Source organism: Dyadobacter sp. BE31 (genome assembly GCF_031457695.1).
GTDB lineage: Bacteria > Bacteroidota > Bacteroidia > Cytophagales > Spirosomataceae > Dyadobacter.
On sequence record NZ_JAVDXA010000005.1, the window covers coordinates 35,088 to 61,900 of the forward strand.

Genomic DNA, 26,813 nt, shown 5'->3' on the forward strand with positions numbered 1-26,813 from the left:
AATTTGGATATTTTTTAGAAAATCACCCGTTTTTCCCGAAAACTGTGTTTAATATTTCCGGAAAGTGGGTTTGAGAGGGGTGAAGCGGGAACTTTTTGACCATACCCGGAACCACTCAACGGTTTGAGATAGTTGCTAAAATCGCCTAAATTTGAATTGAACACCGACAAAATGCAGATGAACACGCAACTTTTGGAACGTATTACATTTAATCCTAAACAATGCGGGGGCAAACCTTGCATCAGGAATATGCGTATCCGCGTGACCGATGTGATCGAGTTGTTGGCAGCCGGTCTTACGCCGGAACAGATTGTGAAAGAAGAGCTGCCCGACCTCGAACCGGAAGATATTACGGCTTGCCTCCTTTATGCAGCCGCCAAACTTAATCACCCCGTTCTGCAAGCGGCCTGATGATCATACTAGACGCCCAACTGCCTCCGGCGCTCGCTGTCTGGATCACCGAGATATTCGAAATTCCATGCTTTTCTGCGCAGTTTCTCAATCTCCGTCATGCTGAGGATGAAGAGATATTTGCTTTTTCCAAAACAAAAAATGCGATTGTCATCACCAAGGACGACGATTTTGTTTCGTTGCTAAACCGCTTTGGCAGTCCACCGAAAGTCATTTGGCTGACCTGCGGAAGTACATCCAAAAATAGATTGAAAGAAATTTTCGAGGCAAATTTGGCGTCAGCATTGACTTTGCTCGAAACGAACGATCTGGTGGAGATAACCGGTTTCTGACTGGTTTCTGATTTAAAATACTTAATATGAACGATTTACTTTTCTGGAAGGTATGGTCGCCGTCCGAGCGGCGGATGGCTGTCGGTGCTTTCCTGGTTTTGATTTTAGGCCTGGCTTTCCTCGTTTGGCAATGCATCGATCCGCTGGGAAATGTGGTGCGGTGGAATGTGGTAAGCGAGCTGTCGGAAACGACGGCCGTGGTGGATGTGCTGCAACTCGGACAATGGCAATATGGTATTTCGACGCCCACGCACCTGGTGACAGAGAGCTTTATGTCATCGGTGATGGAGGTCAATCCGGTGACGGTTTATCTGTTCTGGATCGGTGCATTGCTCGGCCTTTCGCTCGTGCTCGCTGCGTTGACGACCTTGTCGAGGTTCTGGTACCTGGCAGGAACGATCCTTTTCATTTTATTCCTCGCATTCGCGAGATTGGAAACATTACGTGTTTTCGGGGCTGAAAACCGCCTTTTGTTCCTTTCGGCTACTGTTTTGTACGGAGGTGTTTCCTACTATTTTCATGCATTCCGGCCCGATCTGGGCATCGGTACACGCATTGCGGGCATTGCCGGTGTTTCATTGTTGTTAGCAGTAGTGGTTGCATTCGGGTCGGTATCGCCGGTTCCTGCGCTCACGGCAGCCGCCTATTCCTTTCCGTTGTGGCTCGTTGCTACCATGCTCTTCCTGCTGGTTTCCGCGACTGAAATAATGGCGGGCCTTGTTTGGCTTAGCACTAGCGGACAGTCCGGCAAAGGGCGCTCGGGATTGGTGCAGTTCGTCGTGATCAGCGTGCTGTATCTGCTGCTATTATTGTTGATATACCTCCAAAATACCCGGCAAATAGACTGGAATGTGACTTTGATCAATCCTTTTTACCTCGCATTAGTATCGGGCGTACTCGGTATATGGGGGTTCCGGCGTCGGGCGGACTCTACCCAGGGGCTGCTTCCATTCAGGACTACGGGTTTCTGGCTTTACATCGGGTTGTTTATTGTTGCGGCTTCATTTGGCGGGTTAATGGCTGGTACCGCAAACGACCCCGTGCTCGAAACGCTGGAAGATACCATTGTGCAGGGGCAGCTGGCGATGGGCCTGCTTTTCCTGTTTTATGTGTTGATCAATTTCTACGAGCTGTTTCAGCAGAGACTGGCTGTTTATAAGGTTTTGTACAAACCACTCCGTTTCGGGCTGACGCAAACACGGCTTTTCGGTTTTGCGGGGGTAGTGATATTGTTCTCCATGCAACGGCTCCTTCCTCTCAATCAGGCGATTGCCGGTTATTTCAATGGATTGGGGGATTTGCATGCCACCACAGAGGAGTTTACCCTTGCCGAACAGTACTATAAACTTGCATTGCAGCAGGAGTTTCAAAACCATAAATCGAACTATGCGTTGGCGTCGATCGCATTGAAACAGGGTGACCGTAATGCGGCGGCGTACTATTTTAGGCAGTCGTTATTGAAAAACCCTTCGCCGCAGGCGTACGCGGGCCTGAGCGGCATCCTAGTCCAGGAAAGCCTGTTTTTTGACGCCGTATACAGCTTACAGGAAGGCCTCCGCCGCTTCCCGGCCAATGGCGAGTTGCTGAACAACCTTGGAATGCTTTATTCTAAAACCAATGTCGCCGATTCGGCTTACTATTACCTGGATTTGGCAAAGGCGAACGCAGCCCGCCCGGAAATCCCGGCGACGAACCTGCTCGCAATCCTCGCTAAAAGTACCGATGCGGGCCTGCTGGATTCCCTTGCTGCGGGTTCCGCTAAGCACGATTACCTTTCCTGGCATGCCAACTGGCTGGCAGTTCAGAATATGAGACAGCAGTTTCATAAAGAGGATTTTAACAAGAATGCGGTCCCGAAAGATTCGCTTTTGAGCGTCTCATCTCTCGCTTATTTACTCAATTATGCCACAAATCAGGCTGCATTTGATTCCTTACCGGCTGCATTGTTACCGAAACTGGCGGTAAAAAATCCGGTACTATCGCAGGATTTGTCCCTCGCGGCATTGTACCCGGAATTTTATAGCGGGAACAAATTAAAAGCACTGGAAACGCTCACCGGCTGGGCGGCGGAGGAAGGAGAAAAGAGTGATTTGTACCATAAAATATTAGGGCACTGGCTCCTGCAACTCGGGCTGTACGATAAGGCGATCGAAGCATTATCTCCTGTGGAAGGGATCGAAGGGACGATCGGGATGGCGGTAGCGAATGCATTGTCCGATAAAAAGGAGGTGGCCGTGGTATTGCTCGATAAAATCCAGGATAAGCAGCAAAATGCGGCGATAGAGCAGCTGAAACAGTCATTATTCGCCGGTGTCAGACCGAAATCGGTAACAGATTCATTGTTTGCCGTGGTTTCAAAATCGCCTTCTCCGCAAAACATTCAAAGTGCCGTGCGTGCTAATCCGTTCGATGCGCGCATTGTGTCGGCGGCGTCGGAATATTACCGTGGCAAAAAGCAAGTGAAGCAGGCTTATCAACTGGTGCTGGATGCATTGCGATACAATGAATATGCCCCCGAACTTTGGGAACAATACGCATTGCTGAACCTTGAACAAGGCTTGCTGGGGCAGGCGGCGGAGGGGGAAGCGAAGGTAAAGCAGTATGCATTGCCTGCCGGTTATCAGCGTTTTCTGACGCGCTATCAGCCCATGCGGGCACTTATCGAAAAACAAAGAGCGGAATTTTGATGATTTAATATTTTAGCCATCTCAAAATTACTCTTCATCAATGGCGGCTTTGTCCTGGAAATCCAATTTCACTGAAACGGAATGCCGGATTTTCCGGGGTAAAGTTATCGCCGGGATACTGAAAACGACCCTTTGGAAATACGACGGCCGCGGTGAGCTGGACGGCTACATGCTCACATTCAAGAGTAAAGGATTTTTCCAATCGCGCACCGAAATATGCGACATCGAAGGGAAAAATGTGCTGGGTACCATCGATTACAACGTTTTTCGGAGCAAAGCGCAGATTACCTACGATGGCGTGCATTACTACTGGAGGCTCGATTCGTGGCTGCGCGGCAAATGGGCAGTGAGCGATGGCAAATCCGAAGCGCGGTTTGAGTCTGCGGGGTTCTGGAAGCGGGAAGGACAAGTGATTAATGAGGACATTCCCCCGCCGGTGATCCTGGCTTCATTTTTTGTGCATGGGTTTTTTCATAAAATTTCATCTGCATCCTGACTCATAACAGCTATATTCCTACTGAAAAATCGTCTTCATGAAAATCATAGAAACCAGCGAGATCGCCAAACGCTACATAATGGGTAGCGAGATTATCCAGGCGCTCAAATCCGTTACAATTTCGGTTAACAAGGGGGAATATGTGGCGTTTATGGGGCCGTCGGGCTCGGGGAAATCGACTTTGATGAACATTATCGGCTGCCTCGATACGCCTACGACCGGAAGATATGTCCTGAATAACAAAGACGTGAGCGACATGACGGAAAACGAGTTGGCGGAGATCCGTAATAAGGAAATCGGGTTTGTATTCCAGACATTTAACCTGCTTCCGAGGATGTCGTCGCTGGATAATGTGGCATTGCCGCTCATTTACGCAGGGTTGAGTAAGGCCGACAGGACGGAAAAGGCGATGCAGTCCCTCAAAAACGTAGGATTGGAGAATCGGGCAGGGCATAAGCCGAATGAACTCTCGGGTGGTCAGCGCCAGCGCGTCGCCATTGCGCGTGCGCTCGTAAACGAACCGAGTATCCTGCTTGCCGACGAACCGACCGGTAACCTTGACTCCAAAACTTCTTACGAAATCATGGACCTGTTCGACCAGCTTTACAGCAAAGGCAACACGATCGTGATGGTAACCCACGAAGAAGACATCGCGCATTATGCACACCGCATCGTGCGCCTCCGCGACGGGCTCGTAGAGTCGGACACCATCAACCCGAACCCTACGAAGGTGAGTGCGTTGGTTTAGATGCGACCCAAAGAAGTTTACAGAAACAAATAGTATAATTATCTTTGTAACGGATAAAGGCCAGTGGCCGAGAGAATCCGGATGAATGGCCCGATGAGGCGCATCATCCGGATTATTTTTATAGCAATATCATGAAGATCAATTTCAAAGACATTATCATATTCGAGGACGAGGATTTTTTAGTGGTGAACAAACCGCCGCATCTGGCAACGCTGGATGAGCGTACGGCCGACCGCGGTGGTAGCGTGCTGAGACTTGCCAAAGAATATAATCCCGAATTACAAGCCGCCCACCGCCTCGATAAGGAGACTTCCGGTGCATTGGCATTCGCCAAAAATCCGGCTGCTTATCGGCATCTGGCAATGCAGTTCGAGCATCGCGAAGTTACCAAGCGGTACCACGCGGTAGTGAACGGTATCCACGACCTGGAAGGCGTGTCGGTTTATCTGCCGATCCTGCCATTGAAGAACGGAACCGCGGTGAAGATCGACCGGGCGGAAGGAAAGGAAGCGGAGACGATATTCAATACTTTGCAGGTATATCGCGGCTATACTTTAGTGGAATGTATCCCCATTACAGGGCGTATGCACCAGATCCGGGTACATTTGTCGTGCCTCAAAGCGCCGATCGTGAACGATCCGCAATATGGCGGCGAGCCTATTTTCCTTTCAAGCCTGAAAAGGAAGTTCAATCTCAAAAAAGACACTGAGGAACAGCCTCTTATTCAGCGGGTTGCATTGCATGCGCGATCGCTTTCCTTTGCGGTTATGAACGGCGAGGATATACGCGTGGAGGCGCCTTACCCCAAGGATTTTGAAGTGCTGGTGAAGCAGCTCAATAAATTTGGGGTGTAATAGCACGGTTTTTGTTGAATGTTAAAAGTTGTGTACGTTTATTCATCTTTTTTCATTCAAAAAACCTAAAACTATGCGGGCACACACGTTACGACCTACCTCTTTCCTGCCACTGCTGTTTGCATTGGTAAGCTTCGCCGCCATGGCGCAAACCGGCCGGAAAAACGACGTGATCATCAAGCGCGACAGTTCGCGCATCCAGGCGCTCATCACGCAAATGAGCTACGAAAAGATTAACTATCGTGACCTGGGCAAGGCCGATAGCGCAGCAACCTACATTTACCTGGACCAGGTGGCGCGGGTGCTGCTGAAAAATGGCAAGACAATCAATGTCAAAGACTCCATTCCCCCAGGCCGTATTCCGCCCGATAGCGTCGGACAGTATGCGGATATGAACAATTTGCCCACCGACCCGTTCGAGAAAAGCGTGGTGATGGCTAATTCAGATCAGCTACGGGATAAATATGAGTATCACCATAACCGCGCAATGGATGGCAAGCAAGGCGCCATCGTATTTACTTCGGTGGCCGTGGCAACATTGGTATCCGGCATTATCGTAGCCAGCACTGGCGACAGTCCGGATAACAAGACGATCGGAACTTCGCTCGCGATTGCGGGGCCTGCGGTAGGTGTCGTTTTTGGGTTAATCGGGTTTAAGAATTATAAAATTCATAGCAAGAAGGCCGAAAAGATCAAGAACGAACTGCAACGTAGGAACCAGCCGTTGACGACTTTCAGCATTACGCCGCGCGTCGATCCGTTCAATAAATCGGCACAACTCGGGCTGAGGTTGACGTTCTGATTGCGGTAAATTGATTACTTTCATAGGGTTAAATCAGTTACAAAAAGTCCTTCCCACATGAAAGTAATTTTACCACAGCTGAAAAATCAGCTTCTAGCCATGTTAATGCTATTATTTATCGTCCAGGCAAATGCGCAGACGCCACGAAAGGCGGATGTGATCAGGCTGCGCGACGAGTCCAAACTGGAAGTATATATCCAGGAAGTGGACGATCAGGTTGTGAAATACAAGAAGATAAGCGACCCCGAGGGGCCGCTTTTTTCCGTTAAGAAGTCCGAAATCGCCTCGATCCTCTATGGGAACGGGGAAGAGGAAACGTTTGAAGCCACGCTGGAAGTGCAGAATTACTATTCTCCTACAAAACCAGCTCCGGCCGCAAAGCCGCAGGAACTGCGTCCGGCGGCTCGCAAGCCTGTTAATGGGCCGGTAAAGCCATCGGTGCAGTTTGCAGAGGATGTCAGAAATTCTTCACCCGAGCATTTGCGGAGCATGTATACCTATTACAAAACGCGTTCAAAAGCGGGGATGGTAATGGGTATTGCGGGTACTTCGGTGGGCGTCATTGTGGCGGCGATCGGCACGGGCATTGTGGTCAGTGCTATGGACGACAACGGCAATTATAAGAGCTACCAGGATGAGCTGCGTGCGCGTAAGGGCGCATACATGATGCTCGGAGGCTTTGCGGGCGCGATCACATTCGGTACTGTCGGGTTTGTGAAAGGCGGCAAGAACGGCGCCAAGGCCAGCAGGATCCGTCGGGAACTGATCCGTCGCGGAGAGCCTTTGACGATTAGTATCAGGCCCTCGTTCAGTCCAAAGCAGCGGGCGGGAAGTCTGACATTAGCATTGAATTTCTGATATACTACCGAAAACAAAAAGCGGGCTCCGAATACCTCGGAGCCCGCTTTTTTATGATTTGAACTTCTTAGAATTTGAAGGCGATACCTGCTTTCAAAGCGGCTGCATTGTAGCCGACCTCTGCAAACACACCCAAATTTGGCTTAAAGTAGTATCTCGCACCTGCAAATGCACCAACGAAAACGCCGCTGCCATATGCATCGTGACCAAGTCCATCATAAGAAGAGCTCGCAACACGGTAACCCAATGCAGGGCCAGCGTAGAGGTCAAGGTTATCCAATTTCAGGAAATGCTTGCCATAGTGGTAAGAACCTCTGGCAGCGATGTTGATAAAGTTATAACTCCATCCATATCCATAAATACCACCGCCGTATCCCCAGTGCATGTAGTCGAACTGGCCACCAACGCTGATGAAGTCGTGGATACCACCTTCGAACGAAGCACCTACACCGACGCCACCGCCGCCGTACGTACCACCAAGGTTGATACCAGCATTCAATAATTTATCTCCTTTCTCAAATTGGGCGAACGCCTTCTCGGAAGCTGCGCTGAAAAGAGCGGCAACAACCAGCATGAATAGAGTCTTTTTCATCGTAATAGATTAGTTATTGTTAAAGAATAATGGCACAAATTAAAGCCTTTATTTCAATGCTTCAAAACTTGTGCCATTTATAGTTATTAACCGGAGTTTCCCACTTTATAAGTGGTTTCGCCATCTTTATTTAATCCAAAATCAGATGTGCTTCCTGAGCTTATCCTTAAAGACCTTTTTGAATTTGTCCAGTTTTGGTGCAATCACGAAGGCGCAGTAGCCTTGCTCGGGATTGTTGGCAAAATAATTCTGGTGGTAGTCTTCGGCCGGGTAAAACTTCTGGAATTTGGTGATTTCGGTTACAATCGGATTCGCGTAAGCGCCCGATTTGTCCAGTTCAGCCTTAGCTGTTTCCGCAAGCTGCTTCTGCTCGTCGGTATGGTAAAAAATGACTGAACGGTATTGCGTTCCTACATCATTTCCCTGGCGGTTCAGCGTGGTAGGGTCGTGGCTGCGGAAGAATGCTTCCAGCAGGTCGGCGTAGCTGATCACCTTGGGATCGTACGTCACTTCCACACACTCCGCGTGGCCGGTGGTACCCGTGCATACGGCTTTATAGTTGGGATTGGGGTCATGCCCGCCCGAATAGCCGGAAACCACTTTTTTGACGCCTTCCAGCGATTCCATCACGGCCTCGGTGCACCAGAAACATCCCGTACCAAATGTTGCGACTTGTGTGTTCGCGGTATCAACGTTGCTTTCGTCGAGTGCGGTTGAGGCTGTTTCTTTGTCCATTTTGCTTTTGTGTTTTTTGTCCGTTTGCGCGCACGACACGAGGGCCGCGCAGCACAAAAATATAAACGTGAAAATCGGGATGGTGGTTCTCATCATGAAATACGGGTTATCACTGTTTCGGTAACGATTACGGCGTCAATAAAGTTTTATCACCGTAATCCTATAATATTTACGAAATTTGAAGGCCAAAAGATCGGGGAAGAGTCAAATCCCGGCGGCACCAAATCTGCGGTAGTTTATGACCTATCTTCATTTCAAAGCGCTCCATATTATTTTCGTAGTGAGCTGGTTTGCAGGGCTTTTCTATATGCCCAGGCTGTTTGTGTACCACACCGAAGCCAACGATAAGCCTAGCCCCGAGCGCGAAATCCTCCTTGCGCAATTTACCAAAATGGAGAAATTGCTGTTCAATGCGATCATGACCCCCGCCTGCTGGCTCGCATTGCTATGCGGCACCGCCATGCTTTATATTACGCCCGCCTGGCTCGATCAGGGCTGGATGAAGCTGAAACTCTTGTTCGTAGTTGGCCTGTTAGCGTACCATTCCATTACCCGGAAGATATTACTGGAACTCCGTGCCGGTAAGTTTCGGTATAGTTCGTTCCAATTGCGGTTATTTAATGAGGTAGCTACGATATTCCTGTTCTCCATCGTGTTTTTGGTGGTGTTAAAGAATACAGTCGACTGGCTCTGGGGCGTGCTTGGACTGATTGCATTCGCGATCGTGATCATGACCGCGGTACGCATCGTGAAACGAATGCGGGAGAAAAGGGCGGGAGTGTAGCACTCGATATCAATAAAATAGAGGAAGCCCTTCGGATGTGTGGTCCGAAGGGCTTTTTGCTTCATGAATCTCAACTCGCATTACTGTTGTTTCGTTTTGTAACTAAAATTTAGTTATTAAGAACAAAAAATTTTAAAGTTTTCTGTATTCGTAAAACACGCGGCCGGCAGAAAGCTTCTCGTCGGCCGCGTAATGCTGCCAGGCTTCCATAGCGCCATTTCCGTCGCCTTCGAGCTGCAAGGCAATAACAGACGTTCCTGACTTCTCCTTATTGCAGAAAAGCTGCACTTCGTTGCCCGCGCTGTTGCTTTGCCACGTTCCGGTGAGTTTGTGGTTATTCGTAGCATCCTGCATTTCGAAATGGCCGTCAGCCCTAAGTTCGAGCTTCGACAGGCACACTTGCACATTGCCCGGGCGTTCGGGGAAATCGCGGGGCGTTTTGCCGTCGTTGTCGTTGATCGTAATGCGATTCATATTTTCCCAAATGCCGACGAGGTCTTTGTTGAGATATTCTGAAATGCTGTTTGCTTCGTTGGCCGGTCTTTCGCAAGAGAAAAGGAAGAGCATTAATGCGGCCACTGGCAATATTACCAGAAAGCGGAGCCGGCTAAGGGCCCCGGATGGAGTTTGATGTAACATGGTAATCCGTGATTTGATTTGACCATAATATGAAAAGTAATGCAGGGTTGAGATTTGCGTAGATGATGACAGGTCCAGGAGTAAATGTGTATAGCGAAATCTCCCGGCTTGCCGGGCGGCCTGTTCGTCGGCGATAAATTCGTGGTTGATGGTGATCGCCTGGCGCCAGAAACGCATCAGCGGGTTGAACCAACAGCAAGCACTCAGGAAGCGAATGAGCAGCCAGTCGCCCGTGTGCGCTTGCCTGCAATGTACCAGCTCATGCGCGAGGCAGGTGTGTAATGATTCGCTGTCGCGCAGTTTTTGGTTGATAAAAATGTAATTGAAAAAAGAAGAGACGGGCATTTCATTCCCGACAAATACCAGACGTACCTTACCCAGTTTTCGGGAAGGATATTTCCTGATTAGCCGGGCGACTGAGAGAATGTCTGCTAACAATTTGTACAAATGCCAGGCCGTAACGCAGCCATAAATTATCCAAAGGATGTACGAAACATCCGGCAAGTGCCATTGCGAAGTATGTCCCGCAATGACTTCGGGCAATGCATGTTTGGGAATGAAACGCATAGACACGTTCGAAGGCACCTCCCAATGACCGGAGAAGAGTGGCAGTTTCAACGCGGGTGCAACGATGCTGAATACGACCGCGAAAAGAAGGTATAACCGGTTGGCTGTAAAGAAGGTCAGGCCTTGAAATGCGATTCTGTAAAGCAGGATGGCAAGTGCGAGGCACAGGTTTACTTCCAACAAATAGATACCGGCCATCATGATCAGGATTTGAGGTAGTAGGAATCTATCAGTTGCTTCAAATCATCGATTTCGTCCGGTTTCAAGTTGTTTTCCTCCATCATAAACGAAACGACATTCTTTGGGGACCCCTGGAAATAATGCTTCATTAAATCGGAAAACGACCGCCGTGCATACTGTTCGCGGGTAATGGCAGGGAAGTATACATAAGTCTTCCCGTAAGCCTTGTGATCAATAAAGCCCTTCTTTTCCAGTAACCGTACAATCGACGACACCGTGGTATAAGGCGGCTTCGGCTCAGGCAATTTTTCAATAATGTCATGGACAACGCCTTCTCCAAGCTCCCAGAGAATGCGCATGATGTTTTCTTCAGAATGGGTAATCGGTTCCATGATCCAAAGGTATAACTAAAATTTAGTTATCAAACTTATATTTCGTTAAAATATTTGAAAATGGTACTGACGATGTCAATTCGGATAATTAGAATGAGAAGCCGAGCGCGAGTTTTGCAGAATAGCGCCGGTGAAGTGCATCATAAGGGTATTCTACGGCCGTCGGGATTACATTATAACCGACGTTTGTATCTACATAAATATGCTTAAACAGTCGTTGCTGAAAACCAATCGATGGTGAAAATGACCAGTATCGTTTATTCATTTGGTGGCCGTACGCATAACTTTTATACTTCGTACGAACACTTGCGGCTTCGAATGCGACGTAGAAGCCGGAGAGATTATCGCCTGACCTGCCATGTCGGATTTGCATACGCTGTAAAAAATAGTACCGCGCTTGCAGGCCCGCTCTGATTGAAAATCCACGTATGCCGTCCGGCGACTTATCGTAAAATTCGGCATTAGCATTTATGTCCAGGGAAAAGGGGCTTTTGCCAAACTTGGCTTCCCGTGCAATGCCTGCACGTAATGACCTGTGATTTAAGCCAATGCTTAATTCCGGAAAGCGTACCTTCCATTGATTGTGAACCTCTTCATCGCACAGCAGCATTTCACATAATTGTGACGGCCGGGAGCGTTTCCAGTCCCCGAGTGCAATTCCAACAGTCATTTGAGTTGAAAAAATAACATTTTGTTTGAAGTCGGACTTGCTTTCGTCTGGAAACAGAGGGTGCCTCGATGCCTGGCTCGGCCCCGGCTCGATGTAATAGGCCCCGAACGAAACATCGATATGTCCCCAATTCAGAAAGCGGCTCTGAAAGCCAGGTGTAATTCCTATCACCCGCTTGTATGGATTAATCTCCCACTTGCGTGTCGATTTCAACGGTTGTTCGTAAGACATTGCCAGGTAAGCCCCGCTGAAATTGTTTGCATTGAGCCCTTTTCGAATCCTCCCGGGCATGGTGTAATACCAGCGGGCTTTTGCGCCGAGCCATGTGTAACCGCGCCATGGTTTGACAAATGTGTGGCTATAAATGGCATCGTTCGGTGCATTCGTCTGGCCACGCAAGGTGGCTTCCAGAGAAAGGGCAGGGAACAGCTTATATTCATAACTGATATCGATTCCGATGCCAATACCCCTGATGTCGGAAGTGCGGTACCCCGCCTTGACAATGTGTTTCGTAGGAACGCGTGTCATGAATACATTATCATAGCGGTCGATAAACTTCTGGCGGACAGTCAGTGTGTCAAATTCTTCGCTGTAAGTCACGCGAATCGTGTCCTGCGCAGCCGCAGCTGACATTTTCAGCAGGATCAGAAGCAGCGGTAAAAGGTATTTCATGCAGACAGAAGTAATGGGCCTGGTGCTTAAAGAGGCATTTTTGCGTTGAAATGGTTGTATGGAAAAACCGGTGATTTTGAAAATCACTTGCTAGGGAAGTTGTTAAAAATCCTTAAACCCGAATGAATTGGAAAGTCGGCTATTATTTTAGCGAATATCAATCGTTAAGGTGCTCTGAATGAAGACAAAACTGCATCTGTTAGCCATCTTTTACCGTTCGTTTGGATTCTATCTGTGGGCTATTCCAATGATCGCGTGGTTTGCATTACGGCGGCCGACAGGCCGTGATCTGTACGTATTAATACCTGCGCTGATCCTTTTCAAATGTTTCCTGCAAGGCATCACCATTTACGTTTTGCGTCGCCGGTATGCACATCTGTTTTTCTTTTATGCTAACGCAAATCTTTCCGGACGACAGCTTTTCACCTCGGCTTTCATCACAGATTTTGTCCTCTTCGCTTTGTCAATGGCTGCCATCCAATTATCTGCCGATTAGTAAGATGAACAGCCGTATTCTCGAAGCGGACAGCATGTGGCTGGAATATGAGGGACAAAAAATTCTTCAAAATATTTACATTAAGCTGCAAACCGGCCATATTACCGGGTTGTTGGGCCGTAACGGGACCGGGAAATCCAGCCTGATGCAGATGATGTTTGGAACGCTCCGCGGACAGAGCCAGTCCGTGAGGGTTGATCGTGACTATTTTTCACATCCGTACCAACATCCCGGACTAATCAGCTACCTGCCTCAGCATCCGTTTCTACCCGCGAGCCTGCGCGTGAGCGACGTGTGTAGGTTGTATGATGTCGATTTTATGGCATTATGCCACCATTTTGAAAGCCTCGAACAATATGGACGCACCCGGATAGGTGATTTATCGACCGGTAGCCGTCGGCTGGTCGGAACGTTGCTCGTTTTGCTGATGCCAGTCGCATTTACATTGCTGGATGAGCCTTTTGCGGCGCTCTCACCCATCAATGTAGAGCAAATGGAAAAGGTAATTCTGGAACAAAAGGCCCGGAAAGGCATTCTCATTTCAGACCATGCCTATGAAGAAGTACTCGGCCTCGCGGATGAAACGTACCTGATCGTGCCCGTAGGACGGAGCGTGCTGCTCAAAGACACCTATGCCGAACTGGAAACATTCGGTTATATCTGACTACGGGCAGGGTTTACTTTTCAAATACCAATGTCTCAGCCTTCGCACCCAGTTCTTCTAATGCTTTCAGTATCGATTCCGTGAATGCATCCGGCCCGCAGACGTAGAACGGCTGGTCGAAATGGGTGATGTGTTTTTGCAGGAAAGCCTTGTCGATGCGGCCGTGGTAGTAACCTTCTGCATTTTCGCCTGAGATAAGGTTAAAGAAATGGTCGCCCAGCATCTTTTCAAGCTCTTCTTTGAGGATAATGTCGGCCGTAGTACGGTTGGAGAAGAAAAGTTGGTTCGCCCCGACCTCTCCTTTGGAATACAAATCCCTGAAAATCGCCAGAAACGGCGTGATGCCGGCACCTCCCGCGAGAAATACGCCTTCGCCCTTGTATTCGATGGCGCCCCAGGCGTCGCTGATCTCGAAATGGTCGCCCGGCTGGACTTTCGTCAATGCATTCGTTACGCCATCATGGTCGGTATAAGACTTGATCGTGAATTCGAGCGTATCCGCGGAAGGCAGCGATGTAAAAGTGAAGGGCCGCTTTTCTGTCGTCCACGGGTCTTTTTGTATCGAGAAATCCGTCGCCTGGCCGGGCGTATAGGTGAAACCCGCCGGCTTCTCCACCGTATAGGCATTTACATTATGTGTAACAGGCTTTTTGGCGAGCAGTTTGACGGAATAATCGGCCATGGCGGTAGGTTTTTGGGGGAGTTGTGGATGCAAACTTTATGCAAAATACGCACTCACAGCGGTGGTGTCAAGGGCGGGTTTTGTCGAATTGCATGGTTTTCAGGCAGCGGCTGAATGTGGCCGGCGTAGTGCCGAGGTAAGTTGCAATGTAATGATCGGGAATGCGGCGGAAAAGTGACGACGGCTGAGCAATATAATACGCGATGCGCTCTTCAACCGACAGATATTTGAAGACTTTCACCTTATCCGTAAAATTAATGAGGTGTTGTTCCAGGAGCTTCACCGCCAGCTTGCCCATGTAAGCATCTTCTTCCACCAGTTTCCGGTATGAATCATAGGAAATCGCATAAACGGTAGTGTCTTCCAGGGTTTCCAAAACTTCGTTTGAAAGCTTTTGCAATAAAAAACTTTCCGCAATGCAAACGATATCGCCTTCCGAGACCAGCAGCGAAGTAATATCCTCGGACCCGCGCAGATAATACGTACGCATGATCCCTTTTTCAATAAAATACAAAGACGGACTAACCTGTCCCAAATCGACCAGCACGCGTCCTTTTGGAATCATAAACCTTTTCAGGTTTCGCTGAAACTTCTCCCTGATTTCCTCCGAAACCATGAATTTGGAGGCTTCCAGTAAATGATATAACGGTTTTAATTCTTCGGAGAGTCGCATTTGTATAATTGAAATGAAAATGGATGCCGATGCATGTTATACGACAATGCGAAATCTTGTCGTACGACATGCCTAATTGATGTCTTTGGACAAGGTATAAAATAATAGTCGTGAAGTTAATTTGAGCAGGACAAAAAACTACTCGCTATGAAAACCCCTTTGATTAAAATGTTCATTTTGTCAGGAATATTATGCTGCGTGCCCACGCCGGCAGAATCACAGGATAAAGGAAAAAGCGAACTAAATGCCGGAGGCGGGATGATGGCTTCGGAAAATGCTTTTTCGGATGCTATTATACTTTTAATCAGTGCGTTGATCAACGATCCAGAAGAAGTGACGGTCCCGGGTGCAGCCTGGTCGCTGAGCTATAAGTACAATCTTTCGGAAAGGCTGGCAGTAGGCGGAACTTCGGTATACAACCCGTCGCCGGACCGATGGATACCCGATTTTGCCATTAACGACCGCTGGAAACGACGTTCGCTAACCAGCGCTGGTGAGGCAACTGTATACTGGGCAAAACAGCGTGCATTTCAATTTTATGGCACGGCGGGTGTCGGTTTTTTTGTCAAACGTAAAAGCTTTTATGAAGTACAGACCGAAACCGAATTCGGCTACACGTTCCAGGTGACGCCCGCCGGATTGCGGATAGGTGATAAGGTGGGTGTATATATGGAGTTGGGTTATGGGTATAAAGGGGTATTTAGTGGTGGATTGAGCGTACGGTTTTGAGCTTGGTAAATTTGTGTAAATAGTGCCGGACGTTACCGTTAAATTATCGGCAGAACCTATCGTTTTACAACTGAGGGAACTGAGCGGAATTATCATATCTTCGTCAAGGCATTAAGCAGTTACATATCGTTTATGTACCTGCTTTTAAAACTTGATACACGACGCTATGAAAATTAATCTGCGATTCATCCCGCTGGTTGCGCTCCTGCTGACCGGCCAACTTCCATTCTCGCAAATACCCAATACTGATCAACGACGCTGTATGAGAAAATTGTTAAGTTTCGCCCTTTCGGGCCTTCTTGCCGGAACTATTTCCATTCAAGCCCACGCCCAGACCAGGGAAATTCAGCTTCCCACAGGAGTCAGTTCGTTTGTTACGACGGTTCTTACCAATGGGAATTTTGTGATATCCAGCCAGGGTTACGACGAGCCAGGGAAATCCAATATTGGGATTGTATTGCTTTACGACGGGAATACTTTGGAGGTGATCAGCACACTCAAAGGTGAAAAAGCCGGAGACCTGATCGGACGGAAGATTTTTGCATTACCCAACGGAAATTTCGTGGTGGTGAGCGACAATTGGAGCGATGGCGGCAAGGCGTATGTAGGGGCAGTAACCTGGGTAAACGGTGTTACCGGCCTCAACGGGGTGGTCAATGCTTCAAATTCGCTAATCGGAAATACGGCCTCGGACCAGGTGGGAGTCAATGGGATTACCATATTATCCAACGGGCATTACGTGGTTAGAACATACAGCTGGCGGAATGCAGGAAAGAACACATTGGGTGCTGTTACATGGTGTAATGGCAACACCGGCCTCGTAGGCGTCGTGAGCGCCGCCAACTCACTGGTAGGCAACAGTACCGGGGATTATGTGGGATGGAGCCCGGTATTGGCTTTGCCCAATGGTAATTACGTAGTCCCGTCTCCCTCGTGGGACAATGGCGGGGTGCAAAATGTGGGCGCAGTTACCTGGTGTGACGGCTCCACGGGGCGTACAGGCGTGGTGGGAACGGCCAATTCGCTCGTGGGTGCCACGGCCAACGAGCGGCTGGGCGGCGGCGGTTTGGATGATGATACCCCGCGGCTGACAGCCCTCACTAACGGCAATTATGTAGTGAGCAGCCCGGCCTGGAAGAATGCGGCTCTCGACAGCGCGGGCGCCATAACCTGGTGCAGTGGCACAACCGGGCGTGTAGGGGTGGCCAGTGCCGCCAATTCGTTGATAGGGGGTAGTGCCAAGGATAAGGTAGGGATTTTCAAACCCGTCGCACTTTCGAATGGAAACTATGTGACAAGCAGCCCGTTCTGGAAAAATGGCGCAGCCGAGAATGCGGGTGCCGTAACCTGGGGCAACGGCTCGACTGGTACTTTCGGACTGGTAAGCAGTTCGAACTCACTCGTGGGGACCGACGGTACCGATTATGTCGGAGGATCGCAGCCGGTTACCTGGCAGATCTTCTCACTGGAAAGTATGGGGCCGCTGGAAACTGTGGTGCCACTTACGAATGGCAATTATGTGGTAATAAGCCATAACTGGAACCGGAATGGCCTGAAATGGGCCGGGGCGGTTACCTGGGGCAATGGGGCTACCGGAATCACAGGAGCAGTAAGCCCGGCTAATTCATTGGTAGGAACAGTTGCGATGGACCGCGTGGGGCATTTGGGAGCGAGGGCGCTTACGAATGGCAATTATGTGGTGACCAGTCCGCTTTGGAGTGATGGAGCTAAACTAAGAGTAGGTGCCGCGACGTGGTGTGATGGAGCTACCGGCCGGGTGGGGGAAGTAACTGCGGCCAATTCATTCATTGGGACGAAACAGGACGATAACATAGCCTCATTCTATACGACCGCATTGACGAACGGCAATTATGTGATACAAAGTCATGTCAACAATTTTAATGGAGTGGAAATGGCTGGCCTGGCAACCTGGGCGGATGGAACAACGGGACGAACAGGAAGCCCTGATGCCGGTAATTCTCTTTACGGGACTCATCCCAATGACTTCGTGGGTAATTATGTATTTCCTCTCGCGAATGGCAATTATGTGGTAAGCAGCAACGCATGGAACGGTACAGCCCAGTATGCCGGCGCACTTACGTTTGCAAACGGGACAACCGGGATTAGTGGTGCTGTGAGCAGCGCGAATTCCCTGGTTGGGACTTATGCCAGCGACCGCATCGGTATCGACGGGATAGTGAAACTTCCAAATGGTGATTACTACGTTAATTCGCGAGAGTACAGCCAGGCGGGTGCGGTGACATGGGGAAATGGCCTGACTGGCGTCGCGGGAGAAATCAATGATTGTAACAGCGTTATTGGCAGCTGGCGAAGCGAATACAATGACGTGTATGATTATCTCATCGTAGTATTTTCCGGGAAAATAGTGCTGTACTATCCTACGGGAGCGCCTTTCCTTTCCAAAAACTCCGACACCGGCTCCGCGGCAATCAATCCTTCGCAGACTGCCTCGATCATGGGCGGGACCGGCTGCCGCATTATCGCTACCGTCGAATCGAAAGGTGCGAGCCCGCTTACCGGGAACGTGAGCGCCAAAGCGTGGTTGGAAACCAGTGTTCCCACGTATGGCGGCAACGCATTTGTGGCGCGCCATTACGAAATTACGCCGCAGCAGAATGCCGCAACTGCCACAGGACGCATAACGTTGTATTTTTCGCAAGATGATTTTAGTGTATTCAATGCCGCGCCCGGCAGTGCGCTGAACCTCCCTGCCAATGCAGGTGACGCTTCCGGCAAGGCGAACCTCCGCGTGGGGAAATATGCAGGTACCAGCAGTGACGGCACCGGTTTGCCGGGAAGCTATCCGTCAGCTGTCTCCACAATCATAGATCCTGCCGATAATGACATTGTCTGGAACGACATCTTCAAACGTTGGGAAGTGAGCTTCGATACCCAGGGTTTCAGTGGCTTTGTCCTGCAAACGGTTGATGTGCCGTTGCCTGTTCGCCTGGTCGCATTCAATGCTAAACCCGAAGGAAAAGCTGTAAAACTCGATTGGCAAATCGCCGATGCAGTCAATTTCAGCCATTTCGAAATCGAGCGAGCGGCCGATGCGAAGCAGTTTGGTGCTTTCGGGAAAGTGGATTTTGAAGAAGGTATTGATAGCTACACGCTCACCGACGGTCACCCATCGACCAGTAACGACGGACAAACCTATTACCGGTTGAAAATGGTGGATGAGGACGGAAGCTATGCATTCAGTAAAATCCTAAGTGTACAATTGGACGGCGGAAATGTGGCTTACGTATATCCAAACCCGGTGGTGGACCACTTCAAAATTTCACTGCCGGGTTATGAAGGCAAAGCGGGTAAAATGACGCTCGTAAATGCATCCGGTAAAGTACTGCGCAGTGAAGCGTTCAACGTGAAAAACGGCGAAGCAAGCATGGATTTGAAAAAATCGCTGCTTGAAGAAGGTCATTACATCATTCAACTGGATCTCGGCGGAGAGCGGCGGCAGTTTAAAATAATCCGCACACGCTGATTCCGGTGTACCAGGCAGGAGCTGGTTTGACTAGCTCCTGCTTGTCAGTAATTCCGAAATGAGTATCCCGTTAATCCGTAACCCTTCTATATTACAACCTGAAAGCTCCACACCGCGGAGGTCGCAATTCACAAATTTGCTCTTGTGGAGATCGCAGTGTTCGAAATGCAAAGGGCGCTGTTCCGCATCCGGGTCGTACATCGGGTGATCCGGCGGGCACATACCGATGTTCTCAAACACCGCCCCGCCCAACTGCGCCCCTTCGATCTTCAAATCGCTCAGGTTGGCGTCGGTAATCGATATGTTACTCATATTTACGTCGTTGAATGTCGAATCCGAGAGCATTACACGATTCGCCGTGATGACCGCGCATTCGCTATCGAGCGTGATTTGTTTGATGGTTTCCATGGTGATTGTGTTATTTAAGATGAAAACGGGCTACTCAACCGAGGATGATGGCAGGTGCCATTACTGTTGTAAAAGTAGCTGAGCCCTGGCAAAACCGGGAGGGTTATTAGCGACGGATTTGCTGTGTAATCAGGACAAAATACCCGCTGTAAATAGACCAAAGGTCGCCGATCCATTCATCCGGGCTGGTTTGAGAAAGTAAATCCTGAACTAACTGGCCGTAATGCACCAGGCGTGACGAATCCGGGGATTCGTTGGTGATAGGTGTGTACATCGTAATTAAAAGGATTGAAGTGGAGCCCTGTCTAAGGCGTCCTTACGCTCACGATGTGTGCGTCCGGGGGACTTTCGCCGCACCCGCGCCATAACAGGGTAAATCTTCCAAGCTTTTTCATATTACATCGGATTAAAAGGAATACGAATATTCCCAGGATTTTTGGATGAATGCAACCGTATAGATTAGCACTTTCCAAAGTGTTTAATTCGATGTTTGAAATACAAATTGAAACTTCCAAACGGCTTTTAGCCCTGTTTTTTCACAGTTACTTCTTAGTATCTAAATATATTTCAATGGTACTATCTAGCTCGCTTCCGAACTTATAGATATCATCGATTGTCTGGATCTCAACTTTTGATTCCTTTTTTTCGGAATCAAATATCCCAATGTATTTTTTCGAATTGTTGAGGTAGAGGCGGCAAAGCGGTTTCCTGTTATTGTCATCCAAGAAAATCGCAAAATAAGAGAGTGCGTCTCGGTGAGTAATGCGGCTGGAAGGTACTTTTTGGCGTAATAGTGATCTTACTATATAAAATCCTTCGAGCTCTTCCTGTGTCGTAACAATTTCTCGCTCCTGTGTATTAGCTCCGGCAGAAAGAACAACAGGTGTCGGTTCTTCTTGAATTGGAGAGTCGGGCTTGCTGATAGCCGATTTCAAGCGATCGTTAATGGTGTCGTTTATGATGTTTGTAATTGTCCGTTTAACTAAAACGCGAAATGCTTCAAGAACTTTGGATGTTACGACAGATGGATAGACCTGTCTGGCAAAATATTTCACAAACTCATCGTTGGGTTCATGAAATTCCTGATTTACTAATTGCCGAATCTCATTGATGTATTTCAGTTCACTTGCTGATTGATAAATATTGTCTACATCGAAATATGCCTTATGAAACTCCTTCAGTTGTTCTATTTGCCCGTCCTTTATTTCTTCAATGTTGAATTCCAGAAAAGGCTTTTCATCCATCTTGTTGGGCTCAACAAGATCAGTGTAGAATCTGAAAATCAATCCATTGGTTAACATGGAGAACTTTGCTTTCGACACATGGAAATAGCGGAGTAGTTGTCCGTCGTGGACATCCAGTTTTTGTTTCCAATGCTTACATTCTACGAGGACAATTGGAGCACCATCCCGGAATATTGCATAATCTATTTTTTCCCCTTTTTTAATTCCGATATCGCATATAAATTCCGGAACAACTTCCATTGGATTAAATACGTCGTATCCTAAAATCTGTAAGAATGGCATAATAAAGGCATTCTTTGTGGCCTCTTCGGTGTGGATGTTATCCTTTAATTTAGATACACGCTCGCTAAATTGTTTGATCTGATCTTTAAAGTCCATGATAATGAAGGGTTTTTATCAATGATATTTTTTAAGGAGGTTGAGCTTCGATTCTACTTGTGTTTACCGCATAATTCAATATTAGTGTTAGTAAACGGATCGTTGTGGCGCACACTGCCAGTATTGGGGAATATTGAGAGGTGAATTTCAAAATATTCTGTTCGTTGATAAATGATACCGGACCATTGATAACTAGTCTGTCAAATGACTTTCATGGCTTTGATATTGCTGATATCTTAACATTCGTGGCATGCAAAGGCCAGTGTCTAACATTCGAAATTTCAGCGATGCACATTGTTAACATTTTTGACAAACGAGATTATTTGCTATATTTTTGTAACAAAAAAGATATGGCGGACGAAGATCGCATCGTAGGAGGTAACATCCGGCAATTTCGGGAGCGGCTATCTATGAGCCAGCAAGAGTTAGCTGATTTTCTGGGTGTTACTACTCCGTTGATTAGCTATTATGAAGGAGGAGGCCGGGCGGTACCCGTGCTTACTATCGAGAAACTGGCATCGCTCTTCGGGGTGGATGCATATGATTTGTTTGAAGAAAATGCTTCACATCATACGGCCAACACCGCCTTTGCTTTTAGAGCGGACGACCTGCTTAACACCGACTTGGAGCAAATTGCGCAGTTTAGGAAGATTGTTAAAAATTACATCAGCATGAAAAACCTCGCCCAAGCCAATGAAGCAAAAAAGGGAGAAAATTCAGGTTCTTGAACAGCGAGCATTGTTGCTGAGAAAGCTTTGGAATTACCAGAGTTTTGAACCTATTCCATTAAAAAAGCTCCTGTTCGAAATGGGCGTCGTGGCGTTGTTCAGGCCAATGAGTGCAAAGTTTTCGGGAATGGCCATCAAGATTCAGAATGATAATGAGGTCTTTCGGTTTATGATGGTCAATTCAGACATGCCAGTTGGTCGGCAGAACTTCACGATTTGCCACGAACTCTACCATCTTTATGTTCAGGAGCATTTCGAGACGCGCGTTTGCAAAGTTGGGAGTTTCGACAAAAAAGATCCCGAGGAGTACAATGCAGATATATTTGCGGCGCATTTTCTGCTTCCGGCCGAAGCGTTGAAGACAAGGATACCGTTGCAGGAATTGGAGCACCGAAATGTGAGTTTAGCCACGATTTTGCGTATTGAGAACTTGTTTGAATGTTCGCGGGAATTTCTGCTTATCCGGTTGCAAGAACTCGGTTTCATGCATGAGGAAGAGAAGGAGCAATTCCAAAAATCGGTGAAGGCCACTGCGCACCGCTATGGTTATTCTCCCTATTTGTATACTAAAAGTGCCGCCGAATCCGTGGTAGGGGATTATGCTTCGCTTGCTAACGAGCTCTTTGATAATGAATTAATCTCGGAAAGCCATTATTACTCAGTTATGGAAGATTTAGGCTTCAACCTTTCAGACATCGACTTACAAGGAGATGAAGCGGAATGAAAAGTTGATCCTGATCGATGCGGATGTTGTGTCCCATTTTTTGGTAGGGGGGTACATTCTCACACTTCCGCACATTTTTCCTTACCCGATTAGAGTTCTGGACCAGGTTTATGCCGAATTGGAGAGGTTTCCAAATCGGAAGCGGGAAGTGGATAATCTACTTAACCTCAAACTAATCGGAAAAATGGCCTTTCCGGAATCAGATGTTAATATCAAGAAAGAATTTTTTAGGTTACGTAGAAACAGGGGCGTAGGTGAAAGCGCTTGTATGGCGGTCGCCCGATACAGAAATAATATTCTGGCAAGCAGTAACCTTCGTGACATCAAGGATTACTGTGAGGCCTTCAAGATTACTTATCTTACCACGATGGATTTTTTATGCCAAGCGCTTAAATCTGGGAAAATGTCACGGATACAATGCGATGAGTTTATCTCGGCAGTGAAGGCAAAACGGGGAAAATTGCCAGTAGAAAGAATGGATTATTTTAAATGCAGGGATATTTTGATCCAATAAATTAAACGCTCCCCCGAGACTTTTTTGTCCCGAAAAGCAAAAACGCCGTTCCTGATAGCAGAAACAGCGTTTTGTGCCGAAGGCGGGACTCGAACCCGCACAGGATTGCTCCCTCACGCCCCTGAAACGTGCGTGTCTACCAGTTTCACCACTTCGGCCTGAAATCGGTGCGCAAAGATAGTAATCTTGTTTTGGACTTTACAAGCGTTTCGGGTTTCAAAAGGCGAAAAAATCTGAAAAATTTAAATTTTTACCCCTTCATATAGCGCCGGAATGTGGATTTTGCGGTATCCGGCCTTTTCCAGCTTCAATTTGAATGCGACTTGCGTCTCGTACTCGCCATGGACAAGGAACACTTCCTTCACGCGTTCGGGCTTCTGGCAGGAAAGAAATTCCAGCATTTCGTTGTAATCGCCGTGGCCGGAGAAAGAGTCCATGGTTTCGACGCGGCATTTGACTTCGAAGCGCTCGCCGAAAATGTTCACTTGCTTGTCGCCCCGCTTCAATGCGCCGGCAAGGGTGTTCGCGGATGCATAACCTACGAGGAGGATGGTCGAGTTAGGATCGCCGATATTGTTGGCGATATGGTGCTTAATGCGCCCGGCTTCGGCCATTCCAGAGGCTGAAATGATAATGCAGGGCTCGTGGCGCTCGTTGAGCGCGATGGAATCCTGCACGTCGGATATATAATTGAGATACGGGAATGCGAATGCGTCGCCGTCCTTTTCAATGTATTCGAGGATTTCGGGATTGAAACATTCGTCGTGTTCCTTCATAATGGCTGTGGCACGGATCGCGAGCGGGCTGTCGATGTAAACCGGGATTTGCGGGAGCTGTCCGGCGCTCGAAAGCTGATCAAGGGCGTAAATAAGCTCCTGCGTGCGGTCGATCGCGAAGGCGGGTATAATGAGCTTGCCGCGGCGGTGAATGCACGTCTCCTGCACGATACGCAGCAAATGGGCGTGCATATCGATCTCCTTTTCGTGGAGCCGGTCGCCGTAAGTCGATTCGCAGATGATATAATCGGCCTGCGGAAACTCTTCGGGCTTGCGCAGTATGCGGTCCTCGGGGCGGCCAATGTCGCCGGTAAACGTCACCTGTTTGAATGTGCCCCCGTCGGGAATGCTCAAATGTACGGCGGCGCTGCCTAGCAAATGCGCGGCGTCGGTCAGGATTACGGATACTTCGTTGTCTTCTCCCAAAAAGAACGTCTGCCCGTACCGCACGGTTTTGAAAAGTGACAATGCGTGCGCGGCATCCTCGGCGTTGTACAGCTCTTCAAGCAGCGGCCGACCCTGCTTTTTGCGACGCTTGTTGATGCGTTCCAAGTCCTTTTCCTGAATATGGGCACTGTCGAGCAGCATAATGCGGCAAAGGTCGGCGGTGGCGGCGGTACAGTAAATAGGCCCCTTGAAGCCCTTGCGCACCAGGCGCGGGAGCAGGCCCGAGTGGTCGATGTGCGCGTGCGAAAGGATCACGTAATCGACATCGGCGGGTTTGAAACCAAACTCCTGGTTGAATTCGTCGGTCTGGATGCCCTGGAAAAGGCCGCAGTCGAGTAATATTTTCGTTCCTTTTTCGGTGGTAATGAGGTGCTTGCTTCCGGTTACGGTGCGTGCGGCGCCAAAGAATTGGATAAGCATAAAGGGTGGAAATTTAGAACGTTGTTGAAAAAAGAGGGATCAGGCGAGAACGTAGATCGCGTCGAGATTACGCCCGATGCCGTCGTAGTCGAGGCCGTAGCCAACCACAAATTTATTTTCGATTTCGAAGCCTACATAACGCATGTCTACCGGCGTTTTCAATGCTTCGGGCTTGTGCAGCAAAGTAGCGATTTCAACGGATTTGGGCGACATAGTCCTCACTTTTGTGATCAGCTGCGACATGGTAAGGCCCGTATCGACGATATCTTCGATGATGATCACATCGCGACCCGCAATGCTGGCGTCCATCCCGATAATCTCCCGCACCGAGCCCGTGGAGGAGGTTTGGGAATAGGAAGAAAGTCGTATGAAATTGATCTCGCAGGACAGCGAAACATTTTTGACCAGCTCGCTTGCGAACAAAAACGCCCCGTTCAGGACGATGATAAATACAGGACACGAATCCGCGTAATCGGAATTAATGCCGGCGGCTAACTCAGCAATGCGTTTTTCGATCGTTTCACGCGAAATAAAAGGGACAAATGTTTTATCCAGAATGTTAATCATAATTTTGAACTGCGAATCAAGTTCCAACAGATGACAAAATGTTTATTGGAATCCGGGCGCCGGAGCGTGTTAAATACTCTGAGGATCAATATTAACTCTTTTTTTAAAAACCGGGCCGCTGACAAACGCAAAATATAAATCCGGCGTTAATAGGACAGATTTACCCCTGCTATGAGAAGATCAGTTGTTAACATAATCATATTCTGCTGCTTAACTGTAATTACAAGCCACATTGCGACCGCGCAATTATATTCTTCGGCCGAGCTGGACAAGAAGTATGCGATGGTCCTCCAAAATCCCGGGGTGCAGATTGAGTCGACCGAGGCGATCAATAAATTGTACAATTATCAGTTCTACGAAGCGGATGTAGAGTTCCGGTGGCTCAAATACCGGTACCCCAAACATCCTATGCCTCATTTTTTGATGGGCCTGGCCGAATGGTGGAAAATTGTACCGAACACAGAAAACGAAGCGTACGATAAGACCTTTCTCGCGCAGATGGATTCGACCATTACGCTCGCAGAAGAGTTGTACGACGATCAGGAAAATAAAATTGAACCTGCATTCTTCCTCGCCGCCGCCTACGCATTCAAAGGAAGGCTCTATGCCGAGCGTGAGAGTTGGGCAAAAGCAGCTTTTGCAGGGAAAAAATCATTGAAATATTTCGAACAATGCAAGGGTAATGGTGACCTCTCGCCGGAATTGCTGTTCGGCGACGGCCTTTATAACTATTATGCCGAATGGGTTCCCAAGGAATACCCGATCCTGAAACCGATCCTGGCGCTTTTCCCGAAAGGCAACAAGAAGCTGGGCGAGCAGCAGCTGGAAAAGGTGGGCAACAATGCATTTTACACGCGGGTCGAGGCACGTTATTTCCTTTTGCAGATTTATAGCATGGAAAACGAGTACAGCAAGGCGTACGAAATGGCCAAATACATGTGGCAGACGTTCCCGAACAATCCCTATTTCGAGCGGTATTTTTGCCGAACGGCATTTGTGACCGGCAAAATGGCCGAAGCAGAGCAGGCTGCGCAAAATATCATTACAAAAATCAGTCAGGGAATGCCGGGCTATGAAGGCGTGAGCGGGCGGAATGCGGCTTATGTGTTGGCTTACTATAATATGAATTACCACCGCAATTATGACGCGGCCAGTGAGTATTACAAGAAGGCGATAGACTATTCAACGCAGACCAATTCGCTGAATGCAGGATATTATGTTTCCTCGCTGCTCGGTTTGGGCAAAATCGCTGAGCATAAAAAGGATTACGATGAGGCCCTCCGCTATTATAAGCTCGCCGACGACCGGGCCGATAAAAAGTCGAGCCAGGATAAGGAAGCGAAGGCCGCGATCGCGAATTTAAAGAAGATGAAGCGGGAGCAGCGGAGAAAACGGTAATATTAACGACAAATCTTACGGTGCGCTGCACCTACTACAAA

The 26,813-nt window shown here is 48.4% G+C and carries 29 protein-coding genes and 1 tRNA gene; 17 read left to right on the forward strand and 13 right to left on the reverse strand.

The genetic code is table 11. The features are described 5' to 3' along the window. Window positions 1-177: 177 nt before the first annotated feature. From J2Y43_RS23375 to J2Y43_RS23410, 8 genes are all read left to right on the forward strand, one after another. Window positions 178-411, forward strand: a complete 234-nt coding sequence (locus J2Y43_RS23375; protein WP_309988867.1) for a DUF433 domain-containing protein — start codon at window positions 178-180, stop codon at window positions 409-411. Continuing rightward, window positions 411-743 carry a DUF5615 family PIN-like protein gene (locus tag J2Y43_RS23380; protein ID WP_309988864.1) on the forward strand — a complete coding sequence of 111 codons (333 nt, stop codon included), beginning with the start codon at window positions 411-413 and terminating at the stop codon, window positions 741-743. The genes J2Y43_RS23375 and J2Y43_RS23380 overlap by 1 nt, the downstream gene beginning before the upstream one ends. Before the next feature lie 26 nt (window positions 744-769). After that, a complete protein-coding gene (locus J2Y43_RS23385; RefSeq protein WP_309988861.1) occupies window positions 770-3,430 on the forward strand; it encodes a hypothetical protein in 2,661 nt (886 codons plus the stop codon). A gap of 40 nt (window positions 3,431-3,470) precedes the next feature. Next, the gene (locus J2Y43_RS23390; RefSeq protein ID WP_309988858.1) at window positions 3,471-3,926 is read left to right on the forward strand and encodes a hypothetical protein; all 456 of its coding nucleotides are present in this window, start codon (window positions 3,471-3,473) and stop codon (window positions 3,924-3,926) included. 37 nt (window positions 3,927-3,963) lie between these two features. Continuing rightward, window positions 3,964-4,674 (forward strand): ABC transporter ATP-binding protein, encoded by a 711-nt coding sequence (locus J2Y43_RS23395; RefSeq protein WP_223406093.1) that lies wholly within the window; start codon window positions 3,964-3,966, stop codon window positions 4,672-4,674. 131 nt (window positions 4,675-4,805) lie between these two features. Next, on the forward strand, window positions 4,806-5,528 hold the full coding sequence (locus J2Y43_RS23400; protein WP_223406091.1) for an RluA family pseudouridine synthase: 723 nt from the start codon (window positions 4,806-4,808) through the stop codon (window positions 5,526-5,528). Between the two features lie 73 nt (window positions 5,529-5,601). Next, on the forward strand, window positions 5,602-6,330 hold the full coding sequence (locus J2Y43_RS23405; protein ID WP_309988855.1) for a hypothetical protein: 729 nt from the start codon (window positions 5,602-5,604) through the stop codon (window positions 6,328-6,330). A 57-nt stretch (window positions 6,331-6,387) separates the two neighbouring features. Continuing rightward, a complete protein-coding gene (locus J2Y43_RS23410) occupies window positions 6,388-7,188 on the forward strand; it encodes a hypothetical protein (RefSeq protein WP_309988851.1) in 801 nt (266 codons plus the stop codon). Window positions 7,189-7,255: 67 nt separating this feature from the next. Here J2Y43_RS23410 and J2Y43_RS23415 read toward each other — a convergent pair whose 3' ends face one another. Beyond that, a complete protein-coding gene (locus J2Y43_RS23415; protein WP_309988848.1) occupies window positions 7,256-7,780 on the reverse strand; it encodes a hypothetical protein in 525 nt (174 codons plus the stop codon). 141 nt (window positions 7,781-7,921) lie between these two features. Beyond that, on the reverse strand, window positions 7,922-8,608 hold the full coding sequence (gene msrA / locus J2Y43_RS23420; protein WP_309988967.1) for a peptide-methionine (S)-S-oxide reductase MsrA: 687 nt from the start codon (window positions 8,606-8,608) through the stop codon (window positions 7,922-7,924). 145 nt (window positions 8,609-8,753) lie between these two features. Here msrA and J2Y43_RS23425 point away from each other — a divergent pair, with 145 nt between their 5' ends. Then, window positions 8,754-9,299, forward strand: coding sequence for a CopD family protein (locus tag J2Y43_RS23425; RefSeq protein ID WP_309988845.1), 546 nt, complete (start codon window positions 8,754-8,756; stop codon window positions 9,297-9,299). A gap of 132 nt (window positions 9,300-9,431) precedes the next feature. On the opposite strand, the gene J2Y43_RS23430 is transcribed toward J2Y43_RS23425, so the two are convergent. From J2Y43_RS23430 to J2Y43_RS23440, 3 genes are all read right to left on the reverse strand, one after another. Further along, window positions 9,432-10,706, reverse strand: coding sequence for a M56 family metallopeptidase (locus tag J2Y43_RS23430; RefSeq protein WP_309988843.1), 1,275 nt, complete (start codon window positions 10,704-10,706; stop codon window positions 9,432-9,434). A 2-nt stretch (window positions 10,707-10,708) separates the two neighbouring features. After that, window positions 10,709-11,077, reverse strand: coding sequence for a BlaI/MecI/CopY family transcriptional regulator (locus tag J2Y43_RS23435; protein ID WP_309988841.1), 369 nt, complete (start codon window positions 11,075-11,077; stop codon window positions 10,709-10,711). An 88-nt stretch (window positions 11,078-11,165) separates the two neighbouring features. Beyond that, a complete protein-coding gene (locus J2Y43_RS23440; RefSeq protein ID WP_309988839.1) occupies window positions 11,166-12,419 on the reverse strand; it encodes a hypothetical protein in 1,254 nt (417 codons plus the stop codon). 178 nt (window positions 12,420-12,597) lie between these two features. Here J2Y43_RS23440 and J2Y43_RS23445 point away from each other — a divergent pair, with 178 nt between their 5' ends. Beyond that, window positions 12,598-12,915 (forward strand): hypothetical protein, encoded by a 318-nt coding sequence (locus J2Y43_RS23445; RefSeq protein WP_309988836.1) that lies wholly within the window; start codon window positions 12,598-12,600, stop codon window positions 12,913-12,915. A 4-nt stretch (window positions 12,916-12,919) separates the two neighbouring features. After that, entirely contained in the window at window positions 12,920-13,579 is a 660-nt protein-coding gene (locus tag J2Y43_RS23450; RefSeq protein WP_309988833.1) for an ATP-binding cassette domain-containing protein, read from the forward strand. Window positions 13,580-13,592: 13 nt separating this feature from the next. On the opposite strand, the gene J2Y43_RS23455 is transcribed toward J2Y43_RS23450, so the two are convergent. Both J2Y43_RS23455 and J2Y43_RS23460 read right to left on the reverse strand, forming a co-directional pair. Further along, window positions 13,593-14,261, reverse strand: coding sequence for an FAD-binding oxidoreductase (locus J2Y43_RS23455; RefSeq protein WP_309988830.1), 669 nt, complete (start codon window positions 14,259-14,261; stop codon window positions 13,593-13,595). 67 nt (window positions 14,262-14,328) lie between these two features. Beyond that, a complete protein-coding gene (locus J2Y43_RS23460; protein WP_309988827.1) occupies window positions 14,329-14,934 on the reverse strand; it encodes a Crp/Fnr family transcriptional regulator in 606 nt (201 codons plus the stop codon). Between the two features lie 147 nt (window positions 14,935-15,081). Here J2Y43_RS23460 and J2Y43_RS23465 point away from each other — a divergent pair, with 147 nt between their 5' ends. Both J2Y43_RS23465 and J2Y43_RS23470 read left to right on the forward strand, forming a co-directional pair. Further along, on the forward strand, window positions 15,082-15,663 hold the full coding sequence (locus J2Y43_RS23465; RefSeq protein WP_309988825.1) for a hypothetical protein: 582 nt from the start codon (window positions 15,082-15,084) through the stop codon (window positions 15,661-15,663). 262 nt (window positions 15,664-15,925) lie between these two features. Then, window positions 15,926-19,168, forward strand: a complete 3,243-nt coding sequence (locus J2Y43_RS23470) for a T9SS type A sorting domain-containing protein (protein WP_309988822.1) — start codon at window positions 15,926-15,928, stop codon at window positions 19,166-19,168. A gap of 30 nt (window positions 19,169-19,198) precedes the next feature. On the opposite strand, the gene J2Y43_RS23475 is transcribed toward J2Y43_RS23470, so the two are convergent. The 3 genes from J2Y43_RS23475 to J2Y43_RS23485 all read right to left on the reverse strand — a co-directional run bounded on the left by J2Y43_RS23475 (window position 19,199) and on the right by J2Y43_RS23485 (window position 21,198). Continuing rightward, window positions 19,199-19,576 (reverse strand): pentapeptide repeat-containing protein, encoded by a 378-nt coding sequence (locus J2Y43_RS23475; RefSeq protein WP_309988820.1) that lies wholly within the window; start codon window positions 19,574-19,576, stop codon window positions 19,199-19,201. Between the two features lie 106 nt (window positions 19,577-19,682). Further along, a complete protein-coding gene (locus tag J2Y43_RS23480; RefSeq protein ID WP_309988817.1) occupies window positions 19,683-19,850 on the reverse strand; it encodes a hypothetical protein in 168 nt (55 codons plus the stop codon). A 268-nt stretch (window positions 19,851-20,118) separates the two neighbouring features. Next, entirely contained in the window at window positions 20,119-21,198 is a 1,080-nt protein-coding gene (locus J2Y43_RS23485; protein ID WP_309988814.1) for a type I restriction endonuclease, read from the reverse strand. A 350-nt stretch (window positions 21,199-21,548) separates the two neighbouring features. Between J2Y43_RS23485 and J2Y43_RS23490 the strand changes: the two genes are divergently transcribed. The 3 genes from J2Y43_RS23490 to J2Y43_RS23500 are packed head-to-tail and all read left to right on the forward strand — an operon-like array spanning window position 21,549 to window position 23,164. Then, window positions 21,549-21,926: a helix-turn-helix transcriptional regulator gene (locus tag J2Y43_RS23490; RefSeq protein WP_309988811.1), complete on the forward strand. Its 378-nt coding sequence runs from the start codon at window positions 21,549-21,551 to the stop codon at window positions 21,924-21,926. Continuing rightward, complete coding sequence (locus J2Y43_RS23495) at window positions 21,892-22,650, forward strand: ImmA/IrrE family metallo-endopeptidase (RefSeq protein WP_309988807.1); 759 nt, start codon at window positions 21,892-21,894, stop codon at window positions 22,648-22,650. The genes J2Y43_RS23490 and J2Y43_RS23495 overlap by 35 nt, the downstream gene beginning before the upstream one ends. Further along, window positions 22,637-23,164, forward strand: a complete 528-nt coding sequence (locus J2Y43_RS23500; RefSeq protein WP_309988805.1) for a hypothetical protein — start codon at window positions 22,637-22,639, stop codon at window positions 23,162-23,164. Before J2Y43_RS23495 ends, J2Y43_RS23500 begins: the two co-directional genes overlap by 14 nt. 74 nt (window positions 23,165-23,238) lie before the next feature. On the opposite strand, the gene J2Y43_RS23505 is transcribed toward J2Y43_RS23500, so the two are convergent. The 3 genes from J2Y43_RS23505 to hpt form a co-directional block, all read right to left on the reverse strand. Further along, window positions 23,239-23,322, reverse strand: a tRNA-Leu gene (locus J2Y43_RS23505). A gap of 84 nt (window positions 23,323-23,406) precedes the next feature. Beyond that, window positions 23,407-24,807 carry an MBL fold metallo-hydrolase gene (locus J2Y43_RS23510; RefSeq protein WP_309988802.1) on the reverse strand — a complete coding sequence of 467 codons (1,401 nt, stop codon included), beginning with the start codon at window positions 24,805-24,807 and terminating at the stop codon, window positions 23,407-23,409. A gap of 39 nt (window positions 24,808-24,846) precedes the next feature. Beyond that, complete coding sequence (hpt, locus tag J2Y43_RS23515) at window positions 24,847-25,374, reverse strand: hypoxanthine phosphoribosyltransferase (protein WP_309988799.1); 528 nt, start codon at window positions 25,372-25,374, stop codon at window positions 24,847-24,849. A gap of 171 nt (window positions 25,375-25,545) precedes the next feature. On the opposite strand from hpt, the gene J2Y43_RS23520 reads away from it, so the two are divergent. Continuing rightward, window positions 25,546-26,772: a lipopolysaccharide assembly protein LapB gene (locus J2Y43_RS23520; protein ID WP_223406050.1), complete on the forward strand. Its 1,227-nt coding sequence runs from the start codon at window positions 25,546-25,548 to the stop codon at window positions 26,770-26,772. The last annotated feature ends 41 nt before the right edge of the window (window positions 26,773-26,813 follow it).